Origin of the sequence: Aliirhizobium wenxiniae (genome assembly GCF_019511445.1) — a bacterium.
Lineage (GTDB): Bacteria > Pseudomonadota > Alphaproteobacteria > Rhizobiales > Rhizobiaceae > Neorhizobium > Neorhizobium wenxiniae_A.
Map to the genome: position 1 here is coordinate 135,654 of NZ_JAEUAN010000011.1, position 24,644 is coordinate 160,297.

Consider the following 24,644-nt stretch of genomic DNA (forward strand, 5'->3'; position numbering starts at 1 on the left):
TCTCGGTTTCCGAAGGGTGAACGCGCGTCTTTGCATTGAAGGCGTATCGCAGCGGTACAGCCCGCGGCGGCCGCGGTTTCGGAGCTGTGGAAAACCGCCCGGATTGCCGATCATGCAGGCCGAAAGCCCGGGACAAAAATCAGCTGTCGTCTTTTTTGGAAGGGGGTGTGAAGGCCGCGTCGATATTGGACGACAGCCATGCCAGATCCGCATCGGCGGCCTTCAGCATGGCGGCTTCCATCCGTCGATAACGGGAAAGAAGCTCTCGGCCGAACTCGGTCAAGCCGGCACCTCCGCCGCTTTTTCCACCATGGCGAGTAAAGATCGAGGGTTCGCGGAACATCCGGTTAATCTCGTCCGAAAGCAGCCATGCGCGCCTGTAGGACATGCCGATCGAAGCTCCCGCGGCTCGGATCGAACCGTGTTCCTCGATCAGTTCGAGCAGTTGTGCCTTTCCCGGCCCGAGCCTGACGCCGATGTCGAAATCGATGCGGATCGTGGTTTTCCGGATATGGCTCATGGGGCGATGATCACCTTGTCCGGGTTCATGATGCCGGCCGGATCGAAGGATTTCTTGATCCGGGCCATCAGCTCCATCTCGATCGGCGAGCGGATATGTGCAAGCTCGTCGCGTTTCAACTGGCCGATGCCGTGCTCCGCCGAAATCGACCCGCCCGCGGCAAGCACGATTGTATGGACGATCTCGTTGATCTCACGCCAGCGGTCGAGAAACGCCTGCTTGTCGGCCCCAACCGGCTGGGAGATGTTGTAGTGGATATTGCCGTCGCCCATATGGCCGAAAGCGCAGACACGGGCGCCGGGCATGGCGGCCAGAATCGCCTTTTCGGCTTCCGCCATGAATTGCGGGATTTTTGATACCGGCACCGACACATCGTGCTTGATCGAACCGCCTTCCGGCTTTTGGGCACCGGACATGCTTTCGCGCATCGTCCAGAGCGCCTTTTGCTGGGCAACCGACGAGGCGATCACCGCATCGCGAACGAGGCCCGCCTCAAAACCCTGTTCCAGCAGCGAATGGATCATGACTTCGGCAGTCTGAGCCGAGTCTGAGGTCGAGATGTCGATCAGCACATACCACGGATGCGGCTCCGACAGCGGATCGCGCACGCCGTCGATATGCCGCGAGGTGAATTCGATGCCGATCCGCGGCATCAGCTCGAAACCGGTCAGGGCCATGCCGCAAAGCGTCGAGGCCTTGTCGAACAGCGCGAGCGCATCCTCTGTCGAGGCAACACCGGCGAATGCCACCTGATGACCAACCGGGCGCGGAAAGAGCTTTAGCACCGCGCCGGTAATGATGCCGAGCGTGCCTTCCGCGCCGATGAAGAGATCGCGCAGGTCGTAGCCGGTATTGTCCTTCTTCAGCCGCCGCATCCCGTCCCAGATCTCGCCGGTCGGCAGGACGACTTCCAGCCCGAGGCAGAGCTGGCGCATGTTGCCATAGGCAAGCACAGCCGTGCCGCCCGCGTTGGTCGAAAGATTGCCGCCGATCCGGCAGGAGCCTTCGGAGCCGAGCGAGAGAGGGAACAGCCGGTTCACCTCTTCCGCCGCCTTTTGCACATCGGCAAGGATCGCGCCGCCATCGGCCACCAGCACATTGGCCACCGGATCGACATCGCGGATGCGGTTCATCCGGGCAAGCGAGACGATGATGTCGTTACCGCCGGCACGCGGCGTCTGGCCGCCGACAAGCCCGGTATTGCCGGTCTGCGGCACGATCGCCGTGCCGGTTTCGCTGGCGAGTTTCAGGATCGTCGAAACTTCCTGCGTCGATCCCGGCTTCAGAAGCAGTGGCGAGGAACCTTTGTAAAGACCGCGATCCTCGACCAGATGCGGGGCAAGACCTGCCGCATCGCGGATGACATTGGCGTCTCCGACAATCGCGGCAAAACGGTCGATCAGTCCCGCAGCCATCTCGGAACCGGCTTTTGTGCTCTCTCCCGCGGAACCGTCCATTATCACTCTTCTCCGTCGCGTGGTGCGGCTGCGCGTGCCAGCCTGTCGTTGATCGCTTCGCCCAGTCCTTCGTTCGGGATAGGTGTCACGGCGATACTGGCGGCACCGCTGGCATCTGCGCGCTTCAGGTATTCGAACAGATTTGCTGCAGCCTGCGCAAGATCGGCTGATGGGCTGAGGTCGAGATCGAGCGCAGCCTTTTCCGCACCCGCAACCGGCTGGCCGCCGAAGCGGATCAGCGCTTCGCCCGGTTCGATCGTTGTTGCGTTAAGACGCACGGTGGCGCCCGGCGCATAATGCGAGGCGAGCATGCCCGGTGCCTCGATGATCGCGGCAGGGCCGGCGCGTCGCTCAAGGTCACGCCCGGCAGCATCGGCGATATGCATGGCCGCAAGGCCGCCGGGCCTCAGAAGCAGGATCGCGCCCGTTTCGGGATCGACGCGGATAATCGTCGACTCGACGCCGACAGGCGAATAGCCGCCGTCGATGATTAGCTGCAGCTTGTCGCCGAGATCTTCCATCACATGGCGCGCAGCGGTCGGGCTGACCCGGCCGGACGTGTTGGCGCTCGGTGCAGCAAGCGGCCGGCCGAAATCGCGGATCAGGTCGTTGGCAAAACCTTCCGGGCAGCGAAGCCCGACCGTTTCCAGCCCCGCCGTTGCCAGCGGATGGATGGTACTGTCTTTCCTGAGCGGCAGGACAATGGTCAGCGGGCCGGGCCAGAAGGTTTCCGCCAGCTTTCGCGACGCCGGATCGAACACGGCGTAACGCTCTGCCATTTCGATATCGCAGACATGGCAGATGAGCGGATTGAATTGAGGCCGCCCCTTGGTCTCGTAGATGCGCGAGATCGCGTCGGCGCGTGTCGCATCCGCGGCAAGTCCGTAGACCGTCTCGGTCGGGATGGCGACGGGAAACCCGTCATGGAGCACGCGGCTTGCCTCGCTGATGGCGCGCTGCGGCTCAAGGGTGATGTTGATGATTTCGGCTGTCATGCCGCTGTCAATACAGCGGAGTGCTTAGCTCTTCAAAGCCTTTTGACGATTTCGCGCACTGCGGCACTCGGCGCGCCGAGCATCAGCACGTTGCGCATCGCCTCGCGCGGGCTGTTGGTCTGGAACAAAAGCCCGTTCTTGCGCCATGTCCGGTCGATCCGCGCCGGTTCGCCCGCCTCGCCTTCAACAGCGACGGCAAAATACATGCGGGAGTTTCTGGGGTTGATCCGCGCGAAAAACACCTCGTCACCGCCGATCTCGGAAGAGAAGTTGGCAATATAGAAGGACCAGCTGACCATCGCATCCTGCGAAAAGAAAGTGCGCGCCGCCGTGACATGGCAATAGCCCAGATGTGGGCTGCCCTCGAGCGTGCGATGGAAAATGATCTTCGGCAGATGGATCGACCGATGAAAGCTGTTCAGCCGCTTATGCGTGGTTTCCCCGGCGGCTTCCAGTTTATTGCCTGTCCTCTCGGCCACTTCGTCATGGGTAAGATACCGGCGTTCGTCGGGAACCCAGACGGGACGGGAGCGCGGAATTCTGCCTGTGCGCAGAAATTCGGTATGGGCATTACCGCTGCTTGGCGGCACCATCAAAGGTCTCTGTCTGTTGACCTCGTAATACCGGAGCTGTCCTGGCATGGTGCGGCTCTTCCTCATGAATTTTGATGAATACTATTAGCAAGACCTTAACAGTCTGTTTCTCGGTATAGGCTGCCGGAGAACCTGTCGTCGTCAATGCATTCGCCGATGTCGCAATGTCGTCTATGCGACAGGCCTGCGCCCCGCTTAAATATGACAAAGCTCAAGGTGCCACCTTGCTAGGGAAGGTGGAGAATTGGGAAGCCGGCAGGTCTAAGAGATCTATCCGGCGCTGCCCCCGCAACGGTGGTGGAGTTGAAGGCATGGCTTGGGGGATAATCCCGCGCCACTGGGACAGAGCCGAACGGCCGCCCGGGAAGGTGCCATGCAGTCCTTTTGGGACAACTCCTCAGCCCGGAAACCAGCCTGAGCTTGATGAAGACCGGTCGCGGAGGGCGCACGGGACGGGAATTGGCGGCGTTAAAAGCTGCCGGCTTGTCCATGTCCTGAAGCTTAGCTGTATGGCGAGGAAGCATATGGACATTCATAATCAGGTTCTGCGGCAGCTGAAGAACCGCCGCGAAGGTTTCAGTCTCGAACAGCCTTTCTATATCGATCCCGATTATTACAAGCTCGATCTGGAAATGATCTGGTATCGCGACTGGCTGTTTGCCGGCCACGATTGCCAGATCAACAAGGCGGGCATGTATTTCACCATGCAGATTGGTGACTATCCTGTTCTCGTCATCCGCACCCGTGAGGGGGATATCCGCGCCTATCACAATACCTGTCGCCATCGCGGCCACCGGGTCTGCACCAAGGAGACCGGCTCTGCCACCCGTCTCGTCTGTCCCTATCATCAGTGGACCTACCAGCATGACGGCTCGCTGATGTCTGCCCGCCACATGGGCGAGAATTTCGACAAGAAGCAGTTCGGCCTCAAGCCTGTCCACTGCCAGGTGGTCGGCGGCTACATCTTCGTCTGTCTTGCCAAGGACGCCCCGGATTTCGCGCCGGTTCGCGCCACCGTCGAGCCCTATATGGCGCCGCATCATCTCTCCGAGACGAAAGTTGCCGCCCAGAACACGATCATCGAGAAGGGCAACTGGAAGCTGGTCTGGGAAAACAATCGCGAGTGCTATCACTGCGCCGGCAACCACCCGGAACTCTGCCGCACCTATCCGGAGGCACCGACAGCCAGCGGTGTGCAGGGGGCTGCCGATGATCCCGTGATCGCCGAGCATTGGGTGCGTTGTGAAGCGGCGGGCCTGCCCAGCACATTCACCCTGTCGCCGGATGGCCAGTTCCGCGTAGCGCGCATGCCGCTGATCGAGGGGGCGGAAAGCTACACGATGGACGGCAGGCGCGCCGTGCAGAAATCCCTCTCGGATGACGTGGAGATCTCGCATATCGGCACGATGCTGCTGTTCCATTACCCCACCACCTGGAACCACATGCTTATCGACCATGCGATCTCCTTCCGTGTTATCCCGATCGGGCCGGAAGAGACGGCAGTTACCACCACATGGCTGGTCCACAAGGATGCCGTGGAAGGTGTCGACTACGATGTCGAGCAACTGACCCATGTCTGGAACATGACCAATGATCAGGATCGCCAGATCGTCGAAGAAAATGCTTTCGGCATCCGCTCGCCGGCCTATGAGCCCGGGCCTTATTCCGAGGCGCATGAAGGCGGTGTTATGCAGTTCGTCGAATGGTATTCGAACTTCATGATCGACCGGCTGCAGGGCAAGGACGGCACGCTCCACGCAGTAGCTTGAGACACGACGCTCTTCCACGGCCATGGCTGGTGGCTGCGGAAAACTTGGCCCTCGTCATTTCTCGGAAATACCCCCGGTCCCGATTGCCGCCTGGAATGCCTTTTTTCCGCTCGTTGCCAGCCAGGACCGGAACGACAGGATGTCGGGATTGATGTTGCGCATGGCATCCAGGTCAACGTGCTCGGCCAGCGGTCCGTCATCCAGTATCTTCGCAAGCGAGCCGAGAGCATCGTTTGCGGCAAGAACGTCGTCGCCAAAACGCGAATAGGCGATCGGTTTGCCGGCGGCCTCGCTGAAGATCGCAGCCAAGCCGTCTCCCGTCACGGTGTCGCTGGCGAGCTTGATCGTCTTGCCGCTAAACCGTGGCCGGTCGCAGAAGATCGCCGTGACGAATTTCCCGATATCCTCCACGGCCACGAGCTGCATCGATTGCTCCGGCCTCAGAAGAAATGTGTATCGCCCTTCGTTGAGGCCGAAGACAGGGGCAAGCAGCATCTCCATGAAAATCATCGGCCTGACGATTGTCGCGTTCAGCGGCAGGCTACGGATATGGGCCTCAACGCGCGGTTTGGCGTCAAAGCGCGCGACACCGGTAGGCTTGTCTCCACTGCTTGCTCCCGAAGAATAGACGAGATGCGAAATCCCTGTCTCGGCGGCAAGATCGGCAATCATGCATCCTGTCTTAACCTCCTCCTGCTCTTCGAGATATCCGGGCAGGACACTGAAGACACCGTATGCATCCCGCATCGCTGCGCGGAGCGTATCTATCTCGGCGAATGTGCCCTGCACGATATCCGCACCGGCCTGACGTAAAACAACCGCGTTTTCAGAAAGCGGATCCCGCACCAGAGCACGAACCGGCCAGCCGCGATCAAGCAAGGCCTTGGCGACCGCTCCGCCCTGGCGGCCCGTTGCGCCGAATACCAGGATCGTAGGTTTTTCTTGTCTCATTGGAGAACCCTCGTGGTGAACACGGGGTCTCCATATATACTGTTGAAACGCAGCCGGAAGACGGCACTATTTTCAGCCTCGGGCACAGGGGTGATACTCTTGGACAATTCAGGCGAGAGCCGGGCCGCAAGACAGCCGACAGGCGAACAGGCCTTCCTGCCGCAAGCGTCGAACGGAATATGCGGGCGTCTGGGCGACAAGTGGACTGTTGAAGTCATCTGGCGCCTCTCGCTGGCTGATCACCGAAGGCTTCGTTTTTCGCATCTGAAGAGGGAGAGCAAGGGCATCACGCAGCGCATGCTGACACTGACCTTGCGCAATCTGGAGCGCGACGGCTTCGTCAGGCGCCACTATTTTCCCGAGGTCCCGCCCCGCGTCGAATACGAACTGACCGAGTTGGGCAGCGGCATATTGGCTTCCCTGCAGGAACTTAATCTCTTCATCAGGGACAACCTGCCCCACATCGAGGAAAACCGTCGCATCTACGATGAAGCAGGTGAATAAACCTGCCAGTTCTCAATGGTCCGGCTCGATGATGGGTTGGAACAAAATCGCGATATCTCGCGTTTTAGATCGCTGATCTATATTTCGAGGAAACGTTCCCATGAATGCATTTCGCATGCGCATTGCCACGGCCTTGACGGCGGCGGCGGTACTTGCAACCAGCTTTGTTCCCGTCTCCGCGATGCCGTTGGCGCCTTCCGCTCCCATGGCGGTTCAAACGTCAGCCAGCCAGGCGACAGAGGTTCAGTACCGCCGCGACGAACGCCGCCATTACCGCGACGAACGACGTCACTATCGTCATGATCGCCGAATTTACCGCCAGGGTTATTACAACGGGCATCGCGGTTATCGGGAGCGCCGTAGCGGCTACCGCTATCACAATGGCTACTGGTACCCTCTGGCCGCCTTCGCTACCGGTGCGATCATCGGCGGCGCGATTGCCAACCAGCCCCGTGCTTCGGGTAGCAGCCACTACCAGTGGTGCGCCAACCGTTATCGGACCTATCGCGCTTCGGACAACACCTATGTTCCGAGAGCGGGAGTCCGCGCTACCTGCGTTTCGCCCTACCGGTAAGTCCATCTGATAGTGAAAAAAGCCCGGACGCTTTGGCGGCCGGGCTTTCACATTTGCGCGCGAATTTTACATTCAGGATAAAAATCCTAGCGTTGTGGAATGATTGGTGACTATCGTGTGAGTTGGTGGCGCGGGAGGCGCCATCGAAACTGTTCAAATTGCGGGATGGAGAATTCTGAAATGCCTCTGTTCAAGACATTTGCTGTCGCAGCCGTTTCAATGATCGTGCTGGCCGGCACAGTGGGTACCACACAGGCGCTGCCTTTGCCGGCTGTACCGAATGCGCCGGTCGTATCCGATGTCAGCACGGTGCAGTATTATCGCGACCGTGGCTGGCGTGGCGATGGCCCGCGCCGCGGTTGGTATGGCGGTCATCGCGGTTATCGTTATCATCGCGACGGTTATCGCCGTCACAGCGATGGATACTGGTATCCGCTGGCAGCCTTCGGTGCCGGTGCCATCATCGGCGGTGCGATCGCCTCGCAGCCGCGCTATGTCGAGCCTGCACCGAGACCCGCTTACGGCGGCGGCGATGGCCTGAACCCGCGCCATTACGAGTGGTGCTCGGGTCGTTACCGGTCCTATGACGCCTATTCCAATTCGTTCCAGCCTTATAACGGCCCGCGCCAGACCTGTTATTCGCCCTACTACTGAGTGGGGCTATCCGTTTAAGAGCAGCAGACCCGCGCTTCGGCGCGGGTCTTGTTGTTTTATAGAATGCCGACGCGCCTGAGCAGCCACCATGCGGCGGCGACCGAAAGCCCGATCGCGCCGAAGGCGAAGAGGGTGCCATGCTCCAGATGCGCAAATGGCAGTCCTTCCGTATTCATCCCGAAAAAGCCCGTGACCAGTGATGGCGGCAGCAGGAAGGCGGTCATCAGCGACAGGATGTAAAGGTGGCGGTTGGTTTCCGACGAAAGCTTGGAATCGATTTCTTCATGCAGCAGCCGCGCCCGTTCCTGCAGCGCATAGACGTCATGATCGACGGCTTCCAGACGGCTGATCAGCCGCACTGCGGCATCGTCGAAACCATCCGGCATCTCGTCTTCGTTGGAAGCTGCGGCTCGCCGCATCAGGGTCAATACCGTCCGTAAATGTCGGTGCAGCCGAACGACGGTGCGGCGGACGGGCGCGAGCTTGCGGCGTTCGTCGCGCGGCGCGTTGTCGTAGACGAAATCCTCGATCAGGTTCAGCTCTTCCGTCAGCTCCATAACGAGCGAGATCAGTGTCCGCTGGAATTCCGCCACCAGCGTCTCGAACACGTCGATCGGCCGTTTGAAGCGCGCCGCATTCTTCTCCATCTGGGCCTTGAGCCGATCGATCGAGCGCAGCGGCTGCAGCCTTGTGGTAATGATGATGCGGTCGGAGACGAAGAAATGCAGCCAGCCGATATCGCGCGTTTCGCTGTCGAACTCCTTCTGGAAGTCGATCAGCGTGCCATAGATCAGCTGTTCGTCGAGAATGATCGCCGCATGGGTGTCTCGCGTTGTCAGCGCCGCAAGTGCCGACGGCGTCACGCCGGGAAGGTTTTCCAGAAATGCCGGCACCCGGCTGTCGGCAAGGTTCAGATGCAGCCATAGGAAACCGTCGCCGCTATTCAGCTCTCTTGCCGTCGTCTCGAGTGGTAACCGCGCACAGGAGCGCGTCGGCGCATCGAAACGGTAAGCCCAGACGAGGCCGGGAATGGCAGGCGTCATCAGCGGTGGCGTATCCATCGGCAGAACTCCGGTATCCTGATCGCTTTCTAGATCAAACTCGCGAAGGATTCTTTAGCGCGGCATGCTGTCTGCCCTTTATCATTTTTCTTTCCCCTCATGCGCGTCTGCTTCATGATGGAACAACCTGCCGATTGACAACCTTCCTTACGTTTACGTAAAAGGAATTTCTTGTCTGGAGAGGCAAGGCTGCACTGCTGATGAGGAGGATCATATGTACAGCGCCCCGGTGGAGGAAATTGCCTTCACGTTGAACCACGTTGCCGGTCTTTTCGCAGCCCTTGAGGAGGGGCGCTTCGGCGATCTCAGCGGCGATCTTGTTGCGGCGATCCTTGAGGAAGCCGGACGCTTTGCCTCGAGCGAGATCGCGCCGCTTGGCGAAAAGGGTGACCGCGAAGGCGCGAAACTGGAAGACGGCGAGGTGACGACGCCGAAGGGCTGGCCCGATCTTTATCGCCGATGGCGCGAGGGCGGCTGGAACGGCCTGACCGCGCCGGAAGCCTATGGCGGCCAGAATCTGCCGCATATGCTCAATGTCGCAGCGCTCGAAATGTGGAACTCGGCCTCGATGGCCTTTGCGCTTGCCCCGACGCTGACGATGGGCGCGATCGAGGCGCTTGCCGCCCATGGCTCGGATGAGCTGAAGCAGGTCTTTCTGGAAAAGATGGTGTCCGGCGAATGGACCGGCACGATGAACCTGACGGAACCGCATGCCGGCTCCGATCTCGGCGTGCTGAAAACCCGCGCAGAGCCGCGCGACGACGGCACCTATCGTATCTTCGGCCAGAAGATTTTCATCACCTGGGGCGAGCATGACGCCGCCGACAACATCATCCATCTTGTTCTCGCCCGACTGCCGGATGCGCCGGCCGGCACGCGCGGCATCTCGCTATTTCTGGTGCCGAAATTCCTGGTCAACGAGGATGGGTCGCTCGGCGAGCGCAACGATGTTCTCTGCCACTCGATCGAGCACAAGCTCGGCATTCACGGTTCCCCCACCTGCACGATGATCTTTGGCGATGGCCGGTTCGGTGAGGAATGGGGGGCGGTCGGTTATCTTGTCGGCGAGGAAAACAAGGGTCTCGCCTGCATGTTCACGATGATGAACAACGCACGCCTCGCGGTCGGTATCCAGGGTGTCGCGATTGCCGAAGCCGCCACCCAGAAGGCGATTGCCTTTGCCAAGGAACGCACGCAGGGCAAGGCGCCCGGCTGGTCGGGAGACGGCAAGAACGGGGGAATGAGCCCGATCATCGAGCATCCCGATGTCGCCCAGATGCTTTTGACCATGAAGGCGCTGACGCAGGGCGCGCGCGCCATTTGTTATGCCTGCGCCCATGCGACCGACATGTCCCATCACCATGAGGGTGACGAGGCGCGGCATTGGGCGGAGCGTGCAGCGTTGCTTACCCCGATCGCCAAATCCTTTTCCACCGATATCGGCGTCGATGTTGCCTCACTCGGCATCCAGGTTCATGGAGGCATGGGCTTCATCGAGGAAACCGGTGCCGCCCGCTACCTGCGTGATGCCCGGATCGCCCCGATCTATGAAGGCACCAACGGCATTCAGGCTATCGATCTCGTTACCCGCAAGCTGCCGCTTTCCGGCGGCGATCAGGTGAAGGGGCTTCTTTCCGAGTTGAAGCAGGTGGCCGAAGAGGTCGCCGCCCGGAATAATCCCGACTTCGGCGAAACCGGTGACCGGCTTCGCGCCGCCATCGCCGCCCTGGAGGCTGCAACCGCGTGGTTGCTGGTCGCGCAGGCGGATGGCCGAACGGCCGATGCGCTTTCGGGCGCGACGCCGTATCAGCGCCTTTTCGGCCTCGTCCTGACCGGTGCCTATCTCGCCAGGGGCGGGCTGGTCGCAGCCGATAACGGCGAGGGGAGCGGGCGTGTCAGCCTCTGCCGCTTCATGGCGGAGAATCTTCTGGCCGAGACCTCCGCGCTCAAGGATCGCGTCATCGCCGGCTCTGCCAGCCTTGCCGCCGCCCGAAGCCTGCTGGACTAAATGCCGTTTCAACAGCGTGGCGAACTACACAAGAAGAGTCCCCGCCCCACATAGGAAAGGGCTTAACCGGGCCGCACCTCCATGCTGTGATTTGTTGGTGGAGGTGCCGCAGGTCTTCTCCACTTGTGGCGGGGATGGCTAGCAGGCCAAAGGAGAAAAGCCGCGGATAGAGGAGTTAACGTGACCGAACACATTATCGTTGAACGCACCGACGCCTATCCCGGTGTCCTGGTCATTCGCTTCAACCGGTCGGAAAAGAAGAACGCCATTACTGCCGCCATGTATCAGCGGATGACGGCAGCGCTGGAAGAAGCCAACACCGATGACGAGGTGAAGGCGGTCGTGTTTCTCGGCACGGAAGGCTGCTTTTCAGCCGGCAACGACATGGGCGATTTCGTCGGCTACGCCATGTCGGGCACCACGGAGCCGCCGGCCGGAGCCCTGTTCATCAAGGCGCTGGCACTGGCTGAAAAACCGCTCGTCTCCGGTGTCGATGGTCTGGCGATCGGCATCGGCACGACGCTCAATCTTCATTGCGACCTGACGGTCGCTTCCGGCCGTAGCGTGTTCAAGACACCCTTCGTCGATCTCGGCCTGGTTCCGGAAGCGGCATCTAGCCTGCTCGCGCCGAGGATCATCGGTCATCAGCGAGCCTTTGCGCTTCTGGTTGCCGGCACAGGTTTTTCAGCTGAGGCAGCACTTGAGGCCGGCCTGATCTGGAAAGTTGTCGGGCCGAACGAGGTGGAAATGGAGGCGCTGGCAATCGGCGCGGAATTGGGCAAGAGACCGCCCCAGGCACTGCAGATCGCTCGCGATCTTGTCCGCGGTCCACGTGACGAGGTGCTTGCCCGTATCGACGAGGAACTCGTTCATTTCTCCGCGCGGCTGAAAAGTGCGGAAGCGCGGGCAGCCTTCGAGGCTTTCCTACAGCGCTGACATCTTACGCAAGATCAGCCTGCCGATGCGACGTTAACGTCTGCACCGGCAGGCCTTGCCTGCGGGCGGGCAGGCAATCTCGATGTTTATGGTTGCGGCTCCAGTGCCTGCTCCAGCGCGGTGCCGACCGGGTTGATGTCGCCAACGAAGCGGATCAGGTCCGCCATGGTGAAATGCCCGGCCTTGGCGCTCGGCAGTTCCGGCTTCCAGTCGGATTGCTGCCAGAGGAATGAAGCATGGTCGCCATGCACCATGCCGAGAAAGGTTTCGGCAACGATGGTCGAGGCCATCGGGCCGAGGCGTTCGCCCTTGTGGAAATGTTCCGCTTCCTTCAGCGCGTAATACCAGAGCGGCGTTTCCTCATGTAGGCCATGTTTCTTGGCCGCCTTGCCGTCAGGTCCGGTCGCGACCTGTGCCGGTTTGAGCGGCGTCAGGCCCATCGCCCGACAGACCGCCTGGCCCGACGGAAGCCCGATCTGCACGCCACGGCGCAGGTTGCGGAAGGCGAGATTGAATTCTCTCACTGCAGGGGCGGGAACGCCATCGCTGGCGGGAAGCGTATGCAGCGCCGGCGTCAAAAGCGGATCGATGCGGCGGCTGTGGTTGAGCGCAAAATTGCCGCCAGCGGGCGTGCCGAGATCGAAATACCGCCGCCAGTCGATCACCCAGTTGGAGGGAAGCGTGTTCTGCGCGGCAGGCGGCGGGGCGGGCGGCACTGGTGCCAGTTCGCCGGTTATCGATCCCGATTTGCCGGTGAAGAAGAACAGGAGCCCCAATGTGCCGTTGGCGATCGAATCCGCCGTCGGGTTGAACACCTGGTTGTGGCTGTAGGTCTGCCGTACCATCGAGTGTCCGAGCCGATAACAGGCTGCGGCAAATTCTGCCGGCATATAGGGCCGTTGCTTGAAACGGTAGAAGCGTCGCCCCTGATGCTTGATTTTCTGGATCAGACCCGGTTCGGTCAGTCGCTCGACGAAATCGAACAGGACAATCCACTGGTAGTGCCAGGTGACAATCCGCCTTGTTTCCTTGAACAATGCATCGTTGCTGAGCCCGGGTTTTTCCGCCGCCACCTTGTCGAACACCTTATTGTGGAACTTCAGCATCAAAAGATGCATCTGCGCCACCAGCAGGTTCTCGTCATTGCGCTCGTCGAAGATCAGCGCATGACCGACCTGATTGCGTGGCAGATCGTTGGGCAAATTCGGGACGGTGCGTCCGTTCTGGTCGGGTGATTGCGCTGCATGCCCGATCAGCATCTTGCCGATGATGCCGAGTTTGGCGGGATCGCGCTGGTAGAGATAGGGATGGATGCCCGGCCCGTCGCCATAAAGCGAATCCAGATCGAGCGCCGGGGTGCGGAAATTGACCGTCGCCAGCGGATCGGCCTTCTGCTGGTCGAGCGGCGTCGTGTCCAGCGTGATGTCGTGGTCGATGAACTGACCGAGATAGGTGTAACCGGCCGGGATGTTCATATTGTCGCCGGCTGGATCGGGATTTCCCGCCGCGTCGAGCTTGTCCAGCATCGCCGCTGCCAGCTCCGCCAATGCGTCATCGCTGGCGGAAAGCGGCAGAAGATTTGGAAACATCACCCCGAATTTGCCGGGATCACCGATACCGTCGAAGGAATGCAGCGTCTCCGGTCTCATGCCGCGCACGCCATGCCCATGCATCGCTACCTCTGTCATGATTTCCCCTCCCGTCGCAGCAAAGCAAGTCATTTGCTTCCACAGGCTGCGAGGCGGCGAAATATGCGCCCGTCCTAATGTTCGGTAAATCGGAGCGAATTCAAAAGTGCCGAAAGCAATACCGGAAGGTATATCTTCGCGGCACTTCAGAACGGGTCTGCCCCGAACTGGAGCGGGATTTGCGTCAGATTAGCGCGAAAGCAGTGCCACGGCCTCGACATGCGGCGACCAGAGGAACTGGTCGATCGGCGTCACCGACTTGATGCGATAACCGGCATCGACGAGGATCTTGAGGTCTCGGGCAAGCGTCGCCGGGTTGCAGCTGACAGCAACGACCGTCTTGATGCCGGAACGCACCAGTTCCTTCACCTGCACTTCTGCGCCCGCCCGTGGCGGGTCGAAGACGGCCGCATCATAGACCTTCAGCTCCTGCGCCGTCATCGGTCGACGGAAGAGGTCGCGTTTTTCCACGGTGACCGGCTTCAGCCCTTGCGTATTGCGCGCGGCAAGATCGAGCGCCTTGATCGACTTGTCTTCGCCCTCGACCGCATGCACCTTCGCCTTGCGGGCGATCCGGAGCGAAAACGTGCCGGAACCGGCAAACAGATCGATCACTCTTTTGGCCTTGCCGAGATGGCTCATCACCAGTTCCGCCATCGCCTCTTCCGCAGGCTTGGTCGCCTGGGTGAAAGCGCCGGGCGGCGGCGAGACGTTGACGCCGCCGAACTCGATGATCGGCTTTGTCGGTTCGAGAATGATCTCGCCATTCACCGAAACCCGCGCAATGCCTTTCAGCGAAAGCACTGCTTCGGTGACAGTACGACGCTGCTTGTCGTCGAGCTTCTTCAGCCCATCAGCCGCCAGATCAAGCCCGGAGAGCGTCTCGAGCACCGTCAGGTGGAAGCTTTCGGACCCTTGTGCAAGCGCTGCCGCCACCGTGCGGATCGCGGGAAGCCTCGCCACGATGCCGGGCGAGGCGATGGGACATTCCTCGATCGAAACGATGTGATTGGTCTCGGCGCGATTGAAACCAAGCAGCAGTTCCTTCTCGGTGCGGCGCACGGAAAACACGGTGCGGCGTCGCTCGCCCGGATGGCATTCAATGGTTTCGCCGACCTCCGGCGTCAACCCGCGTGCCTTCAGCGCATCGATGACGAGTTCGCGCTTGAAGGCGTTATAGGCCGGTGCCGCCAGATGCTGCAGCGAACAGCCGCCGCAATTGTCGCCATCGGGATTGAAATGCCGACAGACCGGCTCGATCCGGTCCGGCGAGACATTGGAGGTCGACATGACGGTGCCGTAATCGCCATTGCGAGCGATGGCCAGCGTTTCGCCGGGCAGCGCATTCGGCACATACACCGTTCCGTATTCGCTTTCGGCGACACCATGGCCCTGAGCGCCGAGCTTTTCGATCGTGATTGTGACGGTGCTCATGAAGGCTTCCTTCCGCCGAGCAGGAATTCGACATTGCCGTCGCCGCCTGCGATCGGTGAGGGGATCATCCCGAGGCTTTCCCACTCCATCTCTTCGACAAGCCAGCGTTCAAGCTCCGCCGCCACATCCGGCGCGGTCTCCGGCTGTTTCAGCATGCCGCCCTTGCCGACGTTTTCGCGGCCCGCTTCGAACTGCGGCTTGACCAGGAGCACGCAATGGCTGCCCGGTTCCGCCAGTTCCAGAGCCGGTGGCAGGGCAAGCTTCAGCGAAATGAAAGAGACGTCGGAGACGATGAAATCGACCGGCTCGTCATCGATGTCGTCCGCCGTCATCTCCCGGGCATTCAGCCCCTCGATATTGGTGACGCGCTCGTCGCTCAGCAGCCGCTCATGCATCTGGTCATGGCCGACATCGATAGCGATGACATGCGCCGCGCCACGCTCCAGCAGGACTTGGGTAAAGCCACCCGTCGATGCCCCGACATCGAGGCAGGTGAGGCCTTCCGGATCGAGGCCGAAATGGTCGAGCGCCGCAATCAGTTTCAGCGCTGCGCGCGAGACATAGGTGCTTGCCGGATCATCGACGACGATCTCGGCTTCTGCCGAAACGTTCTGCGCCGGCTTGGTCACGACCTTGCCGTCGACCTTGACGGTGCCGCGCGCAATCGCGTCACGCGCCCGCGAACGACTGTCGAAAAGGTCGAGCGTGACCAGCAACTGGTCGAGACGGACTGATGAGGAATGTTGGTTCATGCGGCTTCTCTTGGCGTTTTCCTTGCCGCAAGGCAAGAACAATGACGCTTCCTTGCTGCAACCAATGAAAAATCCCGAAATCGGTCAGAAGTCGCAGATCGGTAAAATGATGCGAAGCTCGTAAGGTGATCGGTAGCGATTTTTGTATAGGACCGGTGCCGCGACATTCATGACGACTGTGTAGCGGAGACACCCATGGGAATTCAACGCGAAGTCAGGATCGATCTTCTGCGCGGCATTACGCTGCTGTTGATCTTTATTGGCCACGCCGAGTTCACCTTTTCCACTACCTTCCAGCATTCACGCGGCTTCGCCGATGCTTCCGAACTCTTCGTTCTGCTCGCAGGTATGTCATCTGCGCTTGCCTATTACCGCCCGCAGGCCAGTCTTTCTCTGTCACGTCCCTGGCGGCGTGCCTGGCGTATCTATCTCGTCCATCTTCTACTTTTCCTGACCATGTCAGCGCTCGCCGCGTGGCTGATAGTCGCCTTTCCGTCCACGGAAGCCGCCAAGGACATGGCGGGCTTTCTGGCAGAACCGGGCATTCGTGGCCTGCAGGCAATCCTGCTTGCCTACATGCCGGGCAATCTCGATATCCTGCCCATGTATGTCATCCTGATGCTGGCCGCGCCGTTCGTCTTCATTCTTTACGACCTCAGTCCTGCCTTACTGGCGGCGATTTCGGTAGCGATGTGGCTGGTTGCGGGGCTCGGTCACATCAACCTTACCAATCTCGCACTTGAAACCGGCCACTGGTTCTTTGATCCGTTGTCCTGGCAGGTGATTTTCATCTTCGGCATCGTGCTCGGCATCCGCATCAAGAGTGGATTGGACCCGCTGCCCTATCATCGGGCCGTTTTCGCACTTGCAGCCGCTTTCGCGATCATCGCGATCCCGATCAACCTCGTCGTCTTCTTAGGCTGGGCCACTCCTCCGTTTCCCGGGTTCTACAAGGAACTGGTCTCCAAGACGAATGCCGGCCCGCTTCGCATTGCCGATGCGGTTGCCATTCTCTATCTGGCCTGGAATATCGAGGTCGTGAAAAGAGCGGCCAGCTGGTCGCTGTTACGACCGGTCTCGATGATCGGCCGCCACAGCCTGCCTGTGTTTTCCGTCGGCATTTTCCTGTCGGCCCTCGCGAGCATCTATATGGGTCTCAACCCGCGAGCGTCGATCATGACCCAACTGGCGATACTCGTTGCGGGATGCGCCGTACATCTGGCGCTCGGTTGGGCATTGGAAAGGAAAAGACTACGTAATTCGCCTGCCCGTGTTCAGATCAGCAAGCCCAACGCCGCCTGATAGGGCTCAGCCTGCCGCACCCACGCCGACCACGGTCTTGCCGAGCGCGCCGAAGACGGTTTTGACGATGCCGGCGCGGTCGAGGCCGGCCTTGGCATACATCACATCCGGGCTTGCCTGTTCCATCCAGATATCCGGCAGAACCATAGAGCGGACCTTCAGCCCGTGGTCGAGCAGGCCTTCGGAGCTCATGAACTGCAGCACATGGCTGCCGAAACCGCCGGCGGCGCCTTCCTCGATGGTGATCAGCACCTCGTGGTGGCGGGCAAGCTGGCGGATCAGGTCATGATCGAGCGGCTTGGCGAAACGCGCATCCGCAACCGTCGTCGAAAGCCCGGCGGCCTCAAGATCCTCGGCGGCAAGCAGACAGTCCTTCAACCGCGTGCCGAAGGAGAGGAGGGCCACCTTCGAGCCTTCCTTGACGATACGGCCTTTGCCGATCTTAAGGATTTCGCCGCGTTCCGGCAATTCGACGCCGACGCCTTCGCCGCGCGGATAACGGAACGAGATCGGGCCGTCGTCATAGGCGACGGCGGTGCGCACCATATGTTTCAGTTCCGCCTCGTCGGCGGCGGCCATGACGACCATGTTCGGCAGCGTGGCGAGGAATGTCGTGTCGAACGAACCGGCATGGGTCGGCCCATCGGCACCGACGAAACCGGCGCGGTCGATCGGGAAACGCACCGGTAGCCCCTGGATCGCCACGTCATGCACGACCTGGTCGTAACCGCGCTGCAGGAAGGTGGAATAGATGGCGCAGAACGGCTTGAAGCCTTCGGTCGCAAGGCCGGCTGCAAAGGTAACCGCATGCTGCTCGGCAATTCCGACATCGAAGGTGCGCGACGGATAGGCCGCGAGCATCTTGCCGAGACCGGTACCGTCCGGCATCGCCGCGGTAATACCGACAATTTTGTCGTCGAAGCCTGCTTCCTGCACCAGAGCGTCACCGAAGACGCTTGTATAGGAAGGGGCATTCGGCTTGGCTTTCGCCTGCGCGCCGGTGATCACGTCGAACTTGTTGACGCCATGATATTTGTCGGCCGCAGCTTCCGCCGGCGGATAACCCTTGCCCTTCTGGGTGACGACATGGATCAGCACCGGGCCATGCGCATTGTCACGCACATTGCGCAGCACCGGCAGAAGGTGATCGAAGGAATGACCGTCGATCGGGCCGATATGGTAGAAGCCGAGTTCCTCGAACATCGTGCCGCCGGTCACGTACCCGCGCGCATGCTCGACGGCGCGGGTGATCGCGCGATCGACGGAGCGGCCGAGATAGCCGGTCAGCTTCTTGCCGACTTCGCGCACGCCCATATAGGCGCGACCCGATGCAAGTCGCGCCAGATAGGCGCTCATCGCGCCGGTCGGCGGAGCAATCGACATGTCGTTATCGTTGAGGATGACGATCAGTCGCGCATCCAGTGCGCCGGCATTGTTCAGCGCTTCGAACGCCATGCCGGCCGACATCGAGCCGTCGCCGATCACCGAGATCACGTTGCGCTTGGTGCCGGCGAGTTCCGAACCGACCGCCATGCCCAGACCGGCCGAAATCGAGGTCGAGGAATGTGCGGCGCCAAAGGGATCGTATTCGCTTTCCGCCCGGCGGGTGAAGCCGGAAAGGCCGTCTTCCTGGCGTAGCGTACGGATCCGGTCGCGGCGGCCGGTCAGGATCTTGTGCGGATAACACTGGTGGCCGACATCGAAGATCAGCCGGTCTTCAGGCGTGTTGAAAACCTTGTGGATGGCGATCGTCAGTTCGACGACGCCGAGCCCTGCGCCCAGGTGACCGCCCGTTTTCGACACCGCATCGATCATCTCGTCGCGCACTTCGCGGGCAAGCTTCGGCAGGTCGCGATCATCGACTTTCTTCAGATCTGCGGGGAGCTTGACGGTGTCGAGCAGCGGCGTCGCGGGCAGGGAAGTCACGGAAGCTGGCTTTCTCTTCTTGTTTTCTTGTAAAGGCGTTTCGTCCCAGAAGATGAGCAGAAAACGGCTTTTTTCAAGTTTCACGAACATCCGGTTCTAATCGATTTTAGCTTCCGGGCAAGCGGAAAGCCTATGGCGAGGGCAAAGGAACGAACTCTTCCTCGTCGCCCGGAACGATGTCGAAACGGCCTGTTCGCCACTCTTCCTTGGCTTTTTCGATCCGTTCTTTCGAGGAAGAGACGAAGTTCCACCAGATATAACGTTTCGAATTGAGCGCCGCCCCGCCGAACAACATGACATGACAGCCGAGCGGCCCGGCCCGAAGCGTGATCTCGTCGCCGGCGCGAAACACCAGCAACTGATCGGCTGCGAACCGGTCGCCGGCGATCTCCAATTCGCCTGCAAGGATGTAGAGCGCCCGTTCCTCATGGCCGGCGCCGAACGGAAAGCTCTTGCCCGGCTCAAGCCGCAGGTCGACATAAAGCGTGTCGGTAAAGGTCGAAACCGGCGAGGCAAGTCCCTCGAATGCGCCGATCACCACGCGTCCATGCGCGCCGTCCCATTCGATTTCGGGCATCACCTCCCGGCCGGTATGGGCAAAGGCGGGGTCGATTTCTTCCTTGTCGTCCGGCAGCGCCAGCCATGTCTGCAGCCCGGACATGGAAAGGGGATGCCCGCGCAAATTCTCTGGTGTCCGTTCCGAATGGGTAATGCCACGCCCCGCCGTCATCAGGTTGATGTCGCCGGGCTTGATCACCAGTTCTGTTCCCAGACTGTCGCGATGCTTGATCTCGCCGTCGAACAGATAGGTGACGGTCGACAGCCCGATATGCGGATGCGGCTTCACATCCAGCGCCTCGTCGGGCTTCAGTATCGCCGGGCCCATGCGGTCGAAAAAGATGAACGGCCCGACCAGCCGCCGCTGACGGCTGGGCAATGCGCGCCTCACCGAAAATCCGCCGATATCGGAAGAGCGCGGAATGATCAGGTTCTCGATCGCATCACAGGCAAAGGCATCGCCGGGGGCAGGGTCAGTTCCGGGGAAAAAGGACATTGGGCCTCGCTAGAGTGTTTCCTGATCTTCGGGATATTTGGCGAGAAATGCTTCGAGTTCAACGATGAGGGAGGGGAGGCGGTCGGCGATCATAGTCCAGATCATTCTGTCCAGCAGATCGGGATAATCGTGCCGCAGAACGTTGCCGAAAGCCCTGATCCCGCGCCAGTCTTGGACAGGGAACAATTCCTCGGCAATCGGTCCAAGCTTGACGGCAGCCTCTGAAACCCTTGATAGGCATCGCTCACTGGCATCCTTTACCAGGCGGTTCCGCTGGTAGTCCGCAAATTGCATGCCGGATGTGTATTCGAGAATGGCTTGGCCATTCTCTACAATGTCTCGCATGCGCGTCAGAGGTCGCTTAGTAGGCAATGGCGCGATCCCGTTCGACGTTTCGGCGGAAACGCTCCTTTTCCAGCGGCTCGGAAATCACATCGACACTGTTCGCTCCGGTAATTTCGGTAATCAGCGTTCGCAGGTCTTCCAGCGCACTGAAATATCCCCAGCCGGACTGGATGACCGGCTCTGAAAGTTTCACCAGCACATCGAGATCGGACTCCTCGGTCGCCTCGCCACGCGCCACCGAGCCGAAGATCGACATGCGCTCCGCACCCGCAGCGCGCAGTTCCGTCTCGTGCTCTCTCAGCTTGGCGATGACCTGATCCTTGTCCATGCGGATAATATAGGAAGGAACAGTGTTACAGTCGAGTGAAAGTCGCGACAACAATCTATGGTTTAAGTGACCTCGAAAGGATAACTATTCGCCGTCGAGCGGCTCGACGCCCTGCACCTTGCCGGCGCGGTCGAGGCGGATCTTTTCGATCCGGTTTTCAGCGGCGTTGAGCAGCTTTTCGCAATGTTTCTTCAGCGCTTCGCCGCGCTCGTAGATGGCGATGGACTCGTCCAGCGCCACGTCGCCGCGTTCCAGCCGGGCCACGATGCTTTCGAGTTCGGCCACGGCCTTTTCGAAGGAATAGCCGCTTACATCGCCAACGGACTTTTGCGTCTCGGTGGTTTCGGTCATGTCCTTCATCCTCTCATCAGTCTTACGATATGCATGCCGGCGGATTCTGCCAGTCCTTCCAGATCATAACCACCCTCAAGCAGGCTGACGACCCGGTTGTTGGCATATTTCCCAGCAATTTCCATCAGTCGCCCGGTTGCCCAGTCGAAATCGTCGCCGACAAGGTTGATCTGCGCTAGCGGATCGCGGTGATGTGCGTCGAAGCCTGCCGAAATGATGATGAAATCCGGACGAAAATCGTGAAGCCGCGGCAACACGCGGTCCTTGAATGCATCGCGAAAATGATCGCTGCCGTCATTGGGCGAAAGCGGTGCGTTGACGACGGTGTTCTTCGCACCCGTCTCGTTCTTCGCGCCCGTGCCGGGATAAAGCGGCATCTGATGAGTGGAGCAGAACAGCACCGACGGATCGTCCCAGAATATGTCCTGCGTACCGTTGCCGTGATGCACGTCCCAGTCGATGATCGCGACACGCTCGACGCCATAGGTCTGCTGGGCATGGCGCGCCGCGATCGCCGCATTGTTGAACAGGCAGAAGCCCATCGCTTTGGATTTTTCCGCATGGTGGCCGGGAGGCCTTGCCGCGACAAAGGCATTGTCGACCGCACCGGTCATCACATCGTCGACGGCCGCCATCGCGCCGCCGATACCGGTGAGCGCCGCCTGCAGGCTTTTCGGCCCGACATAGGTATCCGCCTCGACCTGATGGATCGTGTCCTCTTCCGGGATCTCGCGCATCACGGCGCGAAGATGCTCCTCCGGGTGTGCCAGGAGAACAGCGTCCTCGTTGGCCTGCGGGGCTTCCTTCCGCGCGAGGTCGGAAAAATTCGGATGCTGGAGCGCAATCGCAAGCGAGCGCAGCCGATCCGGCCGCTCAGGGTGGCCTTCGGGTGCAGGATGTTCGAGAAAGATCTGGTGTTCGTAAAGGCGGGTGGTCATGGAACGTGTCCCCGACGGTCTGTTGCCCACGACATGGCGCATCCGCGGCATTTTTTCAAGCAGCGGCCCTTGCCCTCGGACCGGTTTGGCCGGAAAGAATAGGCGTCAAGAAATGGCTGTTCAGAGGTGAGCGTGGCCAAGGATACGATAAAGGCGTCGGATTTTCGCGTTGCTTTCCGCGACGTCGACATGAATAGCCAGATGTTCCGCTCGGTCTATATCGACCGCGCCGAAGAAGCCGTTGCCGCCTTCTGGCGTCGCCGCAAGGCCAGGGAAGATGATCCATTCTTCATCACCGGCAAGGTCGCCGGCACATTTCATGTGCCGCTTTCAGTCGGGGATATCGTCCACACCCATGTCGGCGTCAGCAAGATCGGCGGAAAATCGGCCGGTTTCCTTGTCCGCATGACCCGTGGCGAAGAACCTGTCGCAGAAGTCGAGATCGTCTGGGTCGCAACAGATGGAAAGGGCGGCAGCTCAGTCGCGCTTCCGGAAGAACTGCGCGACTGGCTCTATTCGTTTCTTGATTAAGCCCTAGGCTCTCTTCATGTCCTCTGGGGCAGGAGCGGGTAACCGACCATGACGGCGCGGCCGGCAAGCGCTGCGATCACTGCTTTCAGGATATCGCCCGGAATGAAGGCGAGTGAACCCATGAAGGCCTTGGAAAAGCCGAGGCCGGTGACCAGCGCCAGATAGCTGATGCCGCAGACGTAAAGAACGATCACGCCGCCGAACAGCGCTGCGACGAAGAAATTCACCGTCTGCACGAAGCCAGCCTGGCTGTGGCTGACGAGAAGCTGCGACAGATAGCCGGTGGTGAGAACGGCGAATACCCAGCCGATCAGATAGCCGGTGGTCGGCGCCATGAACACGGCAAGGCCGCCACGGCCGCCGGAAAGAACCGGAAGCCCGATCGCGGCAAGCACCAGAACGAGCAGCACCGAAATCGTGCCGCGCTTGGCGCCGAGCACGACGCCTGCCAGCATCACGCCAAGCGATTGGGCGGTGATCGGAACCGGAATGAAGCCGAGCATGATCGGCGGAACGAGGCCGAGAGCCACGATAATGGCGGCAAAAAGCGCTGAAAGAACGAGGTCGCGGGTTGCCATGATTTGGGGTTCCTTAAGGCTTGCAATTCGTCACTTCTGACTGCGGATGCCGCGGGCGTCAATGGCGGCTGCAATCTCATCCGCGCTCTTGAGCGTGGTGATGATCAGCGGAACGATCAGCGATACCGGGCGCGGCTTCAGCCCGCGGGCGTAATGCGCATCCCGGATCACCTCGTAGCGGCTAAGGATTTCCGGCACGAAACGGATGACAAGACCGATCGAAAGCCCGACATCCCGCGCTTTCAGAAGGCCCAGCCGCTCGAGCGGCATCGCCGCCCTGGTGATCACGCCGATGAAATCACCGGTCGTAGTGGTTGCCGTGACAAGGCTAGCGAACAGCGCCAGTGCTGCCAAACGGAAAAACGCGGTCAGCCCTTCGCCCGTGCCGTTGAAAACCGCGGTAAACAGCGCAACCACGACAACGATCAGCACGAACGGGCGCATCCGGCGCCAGATCTCCGTGGCGCTGATCCGTAGCAGCACGTGGCCGGCAAGGCCTGCAAGCGCCGCACCTGCCAGAAATCCTGCATTGTCGATCATGAAGAGAACGAGGCTGATGACGGCCAACGCTGCCAGCTTCGCAGCCGCGGGCAGCCGGTGCAGAACGCTGTTGCCATCGATATGCAACGAGCGCATCAGGCTTTTGCTCCTTGCATCGCCCTGTACAGGCCGATGACTTCGCCCGGTCCGCCATCGGCTGCTATGCGTCCTTCATGAACCAGCAGCACGCGGTCCAGACCGGCTACGAGATCGAGATCGTGGCTGATAACAATGACGTCTTCCGGCAGTGTGCGGATCGTCTTTTCCACCAGGTTGCGGTTCTTCAGATCGAGCTGGTTGGTTGGTTCGTCCATCACCAGGATTTTCGGTTCGGTGACGAGCACAGAGGCAAGCGCTGCAAGCTGCAATTCCCCGCCGGAAAGCTCGTGCGCGCGCCGGTCGCCGAGATGCTTGATGCCGAAACGGTCGAGTATCGCGTCAACCGCCGCCGTCACTTCCTGCTTTGTCAGTTTCCGTGATTTGAGGCCGAGCGCGATATCTTCGCGCAAAAGCGGCAGAATGATCTGGTTCTGCGGGTTCTGGAAAATGAAGCCGCTCTGTCCACGCGCCTCGTCCTGCCTTTCGACCGTATCGAAACCGTTGACCGTCACACGGCCGGAGGATGGCTTGACCAGCCCGTTGATCATCCGGGCAAGCGTGGTCTTGCCGGAGCCGTTCAACCCGATAATGCCGACCCGCCGCCCGCCTATCGTCAGGTCGAGCGGATGGATGACGGTGCGGCCTTCGAAGCGAACCTCGACCTTTTCAAAGTGGATATCCAAACCAGATCCTCAAAATCCTCCCGCGTCTATACCCCCCCAATGGCAACAAAGGAATTCGGAACAAAAAAAGAAC

The 24,644-nt window shown here is 60.4% G+C and carries 26 protein-coding genes and 1 riboswitch; of the genes, 8 read left to right on the plus strand and 18 right to left on the minus strand.

Going from position 1 to position 24,644, the window contains the following annotated elements; genetic code table 11:
* Positions 1 to 139 precede the first annotated feature (139 nt).
* From JNB91_RS15270 to JNB91_RS15285, 4 genes are read right to left on the minus strand one after another with little or no spacing between them, the layout of a single operon-like run.
* Positions 140 to 520 carry a winged helix-turn-helix domain-containing protein gene (locus JNB91_RS15270; protein WP_220326368.1) on the minus strand — a complete coding sequence of 127 codons (381 nt, stop codon included), beginning with the start codon at positions 518 to 520 and terminating at the stop codon, positions 140 to 142.
* Positions 517 to 1,977 carry an FAD-binding oxidoreductase gene (locus JNB91_RS15275; RefSeq protein ID WP_220326369.1) on the minus strand — a complete coding sequence of 487 codons (1,461 nt, stop codon included), beginning with the start codon at positions 1,975 to 1,977 and terminating at the stop codon, positions 517 to 519. Before JNB91_RS15275 ends, JNB91_RS15270 begins: the two co-directional genes overlap by 4 nt.
* Positions 1,978 to 1,979: 2 nt before the next feature.
* Entirely contained in the window at positions 1,980 to 2,972 is a 993-nt protein-coding gene (locus JNB91_RS15280; RefSeq protein ID WP_220326370.1) for an L-threonylcarbamoyladenylate synthase, read from the minus strand.
* A gap of 32 nt (positions 2,973 to 3,004) precedes the next feature.
* Positions 3,005 to 3,613: a DUF6656 family protein gene (locus JNB91_RS15285; protein WP_220326371.1), complete on the minus strand. Its 609-nt coding sequence runs from the start codon at positions 3,611 to 3,613 to the stop codon at positions 3,005 to 3,007.
* Positions 3,614 to 3,761: 148 nt separating this feature from the next.
* Positions 3,762 to 3,997: riboswitch (cobalamin riboswitch) on the plus strand.
* Between the two features lie 92 nt (positions 3,998 to 4,089).
* Between JNB91_RS15285 and JNB91_RS15290 the strand changes: the two genes are divergently transcribed.
* Entirely contained in the window at positions 4,090 to 5,334 is a 1,245-nt protein-coding gene (locus tag JNB91_RS15290; protein ID WP_220326372.1) for an aromatic ring-hydroxylating oxygenase subunit alpha, read from the plus strand.
* Between the two features lie 54 nt (positions 5,335 to 5,388).
* Here JNB91_RS15290 and JNB91_RS15295 read toward each other — a convergent pair whose 3' ends face one another.
* Positions 5,389 to 6,285 carry an NmrA/HSCARG family protein gene (locus tag JNB91_RS15295; protein WP_220326373.1) on the minus strand — a complete coding sequence of 299 codons (897 nt, stop codon included), beginning with the start codon at positions 6,283 to 6,285 and terminating at the stop codon, positions 5,389 to 5,391.
* Between the two features lie 90 nt (positions 6,286 to 6,375).
* On the opposite strand from JNB91_RS15295, the gene JNB91_RS15300 reads away from it, so the two are divergent.
* The 3 genes from JNB91_RS15300 (at position 6,376) to JNB91_RS15310 (ending at position 8,017) form a co-directional block, all read left to right on the plus strand.
* The gene (locus tag JNB91_RS15300; protein ID WP_430736288.1) at positions 6,376 to 6,789 is read left to right on the plus strand and encodes a winged helix-turn-helix transcriptional regulator; all 414 of its coding nucleotides are present in this window, start codon (positions 6,376 to 6,378) and stop codon (positions 6,787 to 6,789) included.
* Between the two features lie 100 nt (positions 6,790 to 6,889).
* Positions 6,890 to 7,363 (plus strand): BA14K family protein, encoded by a 474-nt coding sequence (locus JNB91_RS15305; protein WP_220326374.1) that lies wholly within the window; start codon positions 6,890 to 6,892, stop codon positions 7,361 to 7,363.
* A gap of 180 nt (positions 7,364 to 7,543) precedes the next feature.
* Positions 7,544 to 8,017: a BA14K family protein gene (locus JNB91_RS15310; protein ID WP_220326375.1), complete on the plus strand. Its 474-nt coding sequence runs from the start codon at positions 7,544 to 7,546 to the stop codon at positions 8,015 to 8,017.
* 56 nt (positions 8,018 to 8,073) lie between these two features.
* Here JNB91_RS15310 and JNB91_RS15315 read toward each other — a convergent pair whose 3' ends face one another.
* Complete coding sequence (locus JNB91_RS15315; RefSeq protein ID WP_220326376.1) at positions 8,074 to 9,078, minus strand: transporter; 1,005 nt, start codon at positions 9,076 to 9,078, stop codon at positions 8,074 to 8,076.
* Between the two features lie 214 nt (positions 9,079 to 9,292).
* Here JNB91_RS15315 and JNB91_RS15320 point away from each other — a divergent pair, with 214 nt between their 5' ends.
* Positions 9,293 to 11,086, plus strand: a complete 1,794-nt coding sequence (locus JNB91_RS15320; protein WP_220326377.1) for an acyl-CoA dehydrogenase family protein — start codon at positions 9,293 to 9,295, stop codon at positions 11,084 to 11,086.
* A 180-nt stretch (positions 11,087 to 11,266) separates the two neighbouring features.
* Positions 11,267 to 12,022: a crotonase/enoyl-CoA hydratase family protein gene (locus tag JNB91_RS15325; RefSeq protein ID WP_220326378.1), complete on the plus strand. Its 756-nt coding sequence runs from the start codon at positions 11,267 to 11,269 to the stop codon at positions 12,020 to 12,022.
* Between the two features lie 86 nt (positions 12,023 to 12,108).
* On the opposite strand, the gene JNB91_RS15330 is transcribed toward JNB91_RS15325, so the two are convergent.
* The 3 genes from JNB91_RS15330 to JNB91_RS15340 all read right to left on the minus strand — a co-directional run bounded on the left by JNB91_RS15330 (position 12,109) and on the right by JNB91_RS15340 (position 15,896).
* Entirely contained in the window at positions 12,109 to 13,710 is a 1,602-nt protein-coding gene (locus JNB91_RS15330; RefSeq protein ID WP_220326379.1) for a peroxidase family protein, read from the minus strand.
* Positions 13,711 to 13,899: 189 nt separating this feature from the next.
* Positions 13,900 to 15,144, minus strand: coding sequence for a class I SAM-dependent RNA methyltransferase (locus JNB91_RS15335; protein WP_220326380.1), 1,245 nt, complete (start codon positions 15,142 to 15,144; stop codon positions 13,900 to 13,902).
* On the minus strand, positions 15,141 to 15,896 hold the full coding sequence (locus tag JNB91_RS15340; protein ID WP_220326381.1) for a TlyA family RNA methyltransferase: 756 nt from the start codon (positions 15,894 to 15,896) through the stop codon (positions 15,141 to 15,143). The genes JNB91_RS15335 and JNB91_RS15340 overlap by 4 nt, the downstream gene beginning before the upstream one ends.
* Positions 15,897 to 16,091: 195 nt before the next feature.
* Between JNB91_RS15340 and JNB91_RS15345 the strand changes: the two genes are divergently transcribed.
* Positions 16,092 to 17,198 (plus strand): OpgC family protein, encoded by a 1,107-nt coding sequence (locus JNB91_RS15345; protein WP_220326382.1) that lies wholly within the window; start codon positions 16,092 to 16,094, stop codon positions 17,196 to 17,198.
* Positions 17,199 to 17,204: 6 nt separating this feature from the next.
* Here the strand turns inward: JNB91_RS15345 and dxs are convergent, their stop codons facing one another.
* From dxs to JNB91_RS15375, 6 genes are all read right to left on the minus strand, one after another.
* The gene (dxs, locus tag JNB91_RS15350) at positions 17,205 to 19,124 is read right to left on the minus strand and encodes a 1-deoxy-D-xylulose-5-phosphate synthase (RefSeq protein WP_346269345.1); all 1,920 of its coding nucleotides are present in this window, start codon (positions 19,122 to 19,124) and stop codon (positions 17,205 to 17,207) included.
* A gap of 130 nt (positions 19,125 to 19,254) precedes the next feature.
* Entirely contained in the window at positions 19,255 to 20,178 is a 924-nt protein-coding gene (locus tag JNB91_RS15355) for a pirin family protein (protein WP_220326384.1), read from the minus strand.
* Between the two features lie 9 nt (positions 20,179 to 20,187).
* Complete coding sequence (locus JNB91_RS15360) at positions 20,188 to 20,523, minus strand: HepT-like ribonuclease domain-containing protein (protein ID WP_220326385.1); 336 nt, start codon at positions 20,521 to 20,523, stop codon at positions 20,188 to 20,190.
* A 16-nt stretch (positions 20,524 to 20,539) separates the two neighbouring features.
* Positions 20,540 to 20,851 (minus strand): nucleotidyltransferase family protein, encoded by a 312-nt coding sequence (locus tag JNB91_RS15365; RefSeq protein ID WP_220326386.1) that lies wholly within the window; start codon positions 20,849 to 20,851, stop codon positions 20,540 to 20,542.
* A gap of 84 nt (positions 20,852 to 20,935) precedes the next feature.
* Positions 20,936 to 21,202 (minus strand): exodeoxyribonuclease VII small subunit, encoded by a 267-nt coding sequence (locus JNB91_RS15370; protein WP_220326387.1) that lies wholly within the window; start codon positions 21,200 to 21,202, stop codon positions 20,936 to 20,938.
* Positions 21,203 to 21,207: 5 nt separating this feature from the next.
* Positions 21,208 to 22,140, minus strand: a complete 933-nt coding sequence (locus JNB91_RS15375; protein ID WP_220326388.1) for a histone deacetylase family protein — start codon at positions 22,138 to 22,140, stop codon at positions 21,208 to 21,210.
* Between the two features lie 126 nt (positions 22,141 to 22,266).
* Between JNB91_RS15375 and JNB91_RS15380 the strand changes: the two genes are divergently transcribed.
* On the plus strand, positions 22,267 to 22,671 hold the full coding sequence (locus JNB91_RS15380; protein ID WP_220326389.1) for an acyl-CoA thioesterase: 405 nt from the start codon (positions 22,267 to 22,269) through the stop codon (positions 22,669 to 22,671).
* A gap of 14 nt (positions 22,672 to 22,685) precedes the next feature.
* On the opposite strand, the gene JNB91_RS15385 is transcribed toward JNB91_RS15380, so the two are convergent.
* The 3 genes from JNB91_RS15385 to JNB91_RS15395 are packed head-to-tail and all read right to left on the minus strand — an operon-like array spanning position 22,686 to position 24,571.
* Complete coding sequence (locus tag JNB91_RS15385; RefSeq protein ID WP_220326390.1) at positions 22,686 to 23,249, minus strand: biotin transporter BioY; 564 nt, start codon at positions 23,247 to 23,249, stop codon at positions 22,686 to 22,688.
* A 30-nt stretch (positions 23,250 to 23,279) separates the two neighbouring features.
* On the minus strand, positions 23,280 to 23,885 hold the full coding sequence (locus tag JNB91_RS15390) for a CbiQ family ECF transporter T component (protein ID WP_220326391.1): 606 nt from the start codon (positions 23,883 to 23,885) through the stop codon (positions 23,280 to 23,282).
* Positions 23,885 to 24,571 carry an energy-coupling factor ABC transporter ATP-binding protein gene (locus JNB91_RS15395; RefSeq protein WP_220326392.1) on the minus strand — a complete coding sequence of 229 codons (687 nt, stop codon included), beginning with the start codon at positions 24,569 to 24,571 and terminating at the stop codon, positions 23,885 to 23,887. Before JNB91_RS15395 ends, JNB91_RS15390 begins: the two co-directional genes overlap by 1 nt.
* Positions 24,572 to 24,644: the final 73 nt, after the last annotated feature.

Bases quoted from the DNA above. Each gene is read 5' to 3' on its own strand.
- JNB91_RS15365 (WP_220326386.1), bottom strand. From the start codon at position 20,851: ATGGACAAGGATCAGGTCATCGCCAAGCTGAGAGAGCACGAGACGGAA.
- JNB91_RS15360 (WP_220326385.1), bottom strand. From the start codon at position 20,523: ATGCGAGACATTGTAGAGAATGGCCAAGCCATTCTCGAATACACATCC.
- JNB91_RS15285 (WP_220326371.1), bottom strand. From the start codon at position 3,613: ATGCCAGGACAGCTCCGGTATTACGAGGTCAACAGACAGAGACCTTTG.
- JNB91_RS15330 (WP_220326379.1), bottom strand. From the start codon at position 13,710: ATGACAGAGGTAGCGATGCATGGGCATGGCGTGCGCGGCATGAGACCG.
- JNB91_RS15320 (WP_220326377.1), top strand. From the start codon at position 9,293: ATGTACAGCGCCCCGGTGGAGGAAATTGCCTTCACGTTGAACCACGTT.
- JNB91_RS15340 (WP_220326381.1), bottom strand. From the start codon at position 15,896: ATGAACCAACATTCCTCATCAGTCCGTCTCGACCAGTTGCTGGTCACG.
- JNB91_RS15385 (WP_220326390.1), bottom strand. From the start codon at position 23,249: ATGGCAACCCGCGACCTCGTTCTTTCAGCGCTTTTTGCCGCCATTATC.
- JNB91_RS15345 (WP_220326382.1), top strand. From the start codon at position 16,092: ATGGGAATTCAACGCGAAGTCAGGATCGATCTTCTGCGCGGCATTACG.
- JNB91_RS15335 (WP_220326380.1), bottom strand. From the start codon at position 15,144: ATGAGCACCGTCACAATCACGATCGAAAAGCTCGGCGCTCAGGGCCAT.
- JNB91_RS15275 (WP_220326369.1), bottom strand. From the start codon at position 1,977: ATGGACGGTTCCGCGGGAGAGAGCACAAAAGCCGGTTCCGAGATGGCT.
- JNB91_RS15305 (WP_220326374.1), top strand. From the start codon at position 6,890: ATGAATGCATTTCGCATGCGCATTGCCACGGCCTTGACGGCGGCGGCG.
- JNB91_RS15290 (WP_220326372.1), top strand. From the start codon at position 4,090: ATGGACATTCATAATCAGGTTCTGCGGCAGCTGAAGAACCGCCGCGAA.
- JNB91_RS15270 (WP_220326368.1), bottom strand. From the start codon at position 520: ATGAGCCATATCCGGAAAACCACGATCCGCATCGATTTCGACATCGGC.
- JNB91_RS15295 (WP_220326373.1), bottom strand. From the start codon at position 6,285: ATGAGACAAGAAAAACCTACGATCCTGGTATTCGGCGCAACGGGCCGC.
- JNB91_RS15315 (WP_220326376.1), bottom strand. From the start codon at position 9,078: ATGGATACGCCACCGCTGATGACGCCTGCCATTCCCGGCCTCGTCTGG.
- JNB91_RS15370 (WP_220326387.1), bottom strand. From the start codon at position 21,202: ATGACCGAAACCACCGAGACGCAAAAGTCCGTTGGCGATGTAAGCGGC.
- JNB91_RS15280 (WP_220326370.1), bottom strand. From the start codon at position 2,972: ATGACAGCCGAAATCATCAACATCACCCTTGAGCCGCAGCGCGCCATC.
- JNB91_RS15310 (WP_220326375.1), top strand. From the start codon at position 7,544: ATGCCTCTGTTCAAGACATTTGCTGTCGCAGCCGTTTCAATGATCGTG.
- JNB91_RS15355 (WP_220326384.1), bottom strand. From the start codon at position 20,178: ATGTCCTTTTTCCCCGGAACTGACCCTGCCCCCGGCGATGCCTTTGCC.
- JNB91_RS15375 (WP_220326388.1), bottom strand. From the start codon at position 22,140: ATGACCACCCGCCTTTACGAACACCAGATCTTTCTCGAACATCCTGCA.
- JNB91_RS15390 (WP_220326391.1), bottom strand. From the start codon at position 23,885: ATGCGCTCGTTGCATATCGATGGCAACAGCGTTCTGCACCGGCTGCCC.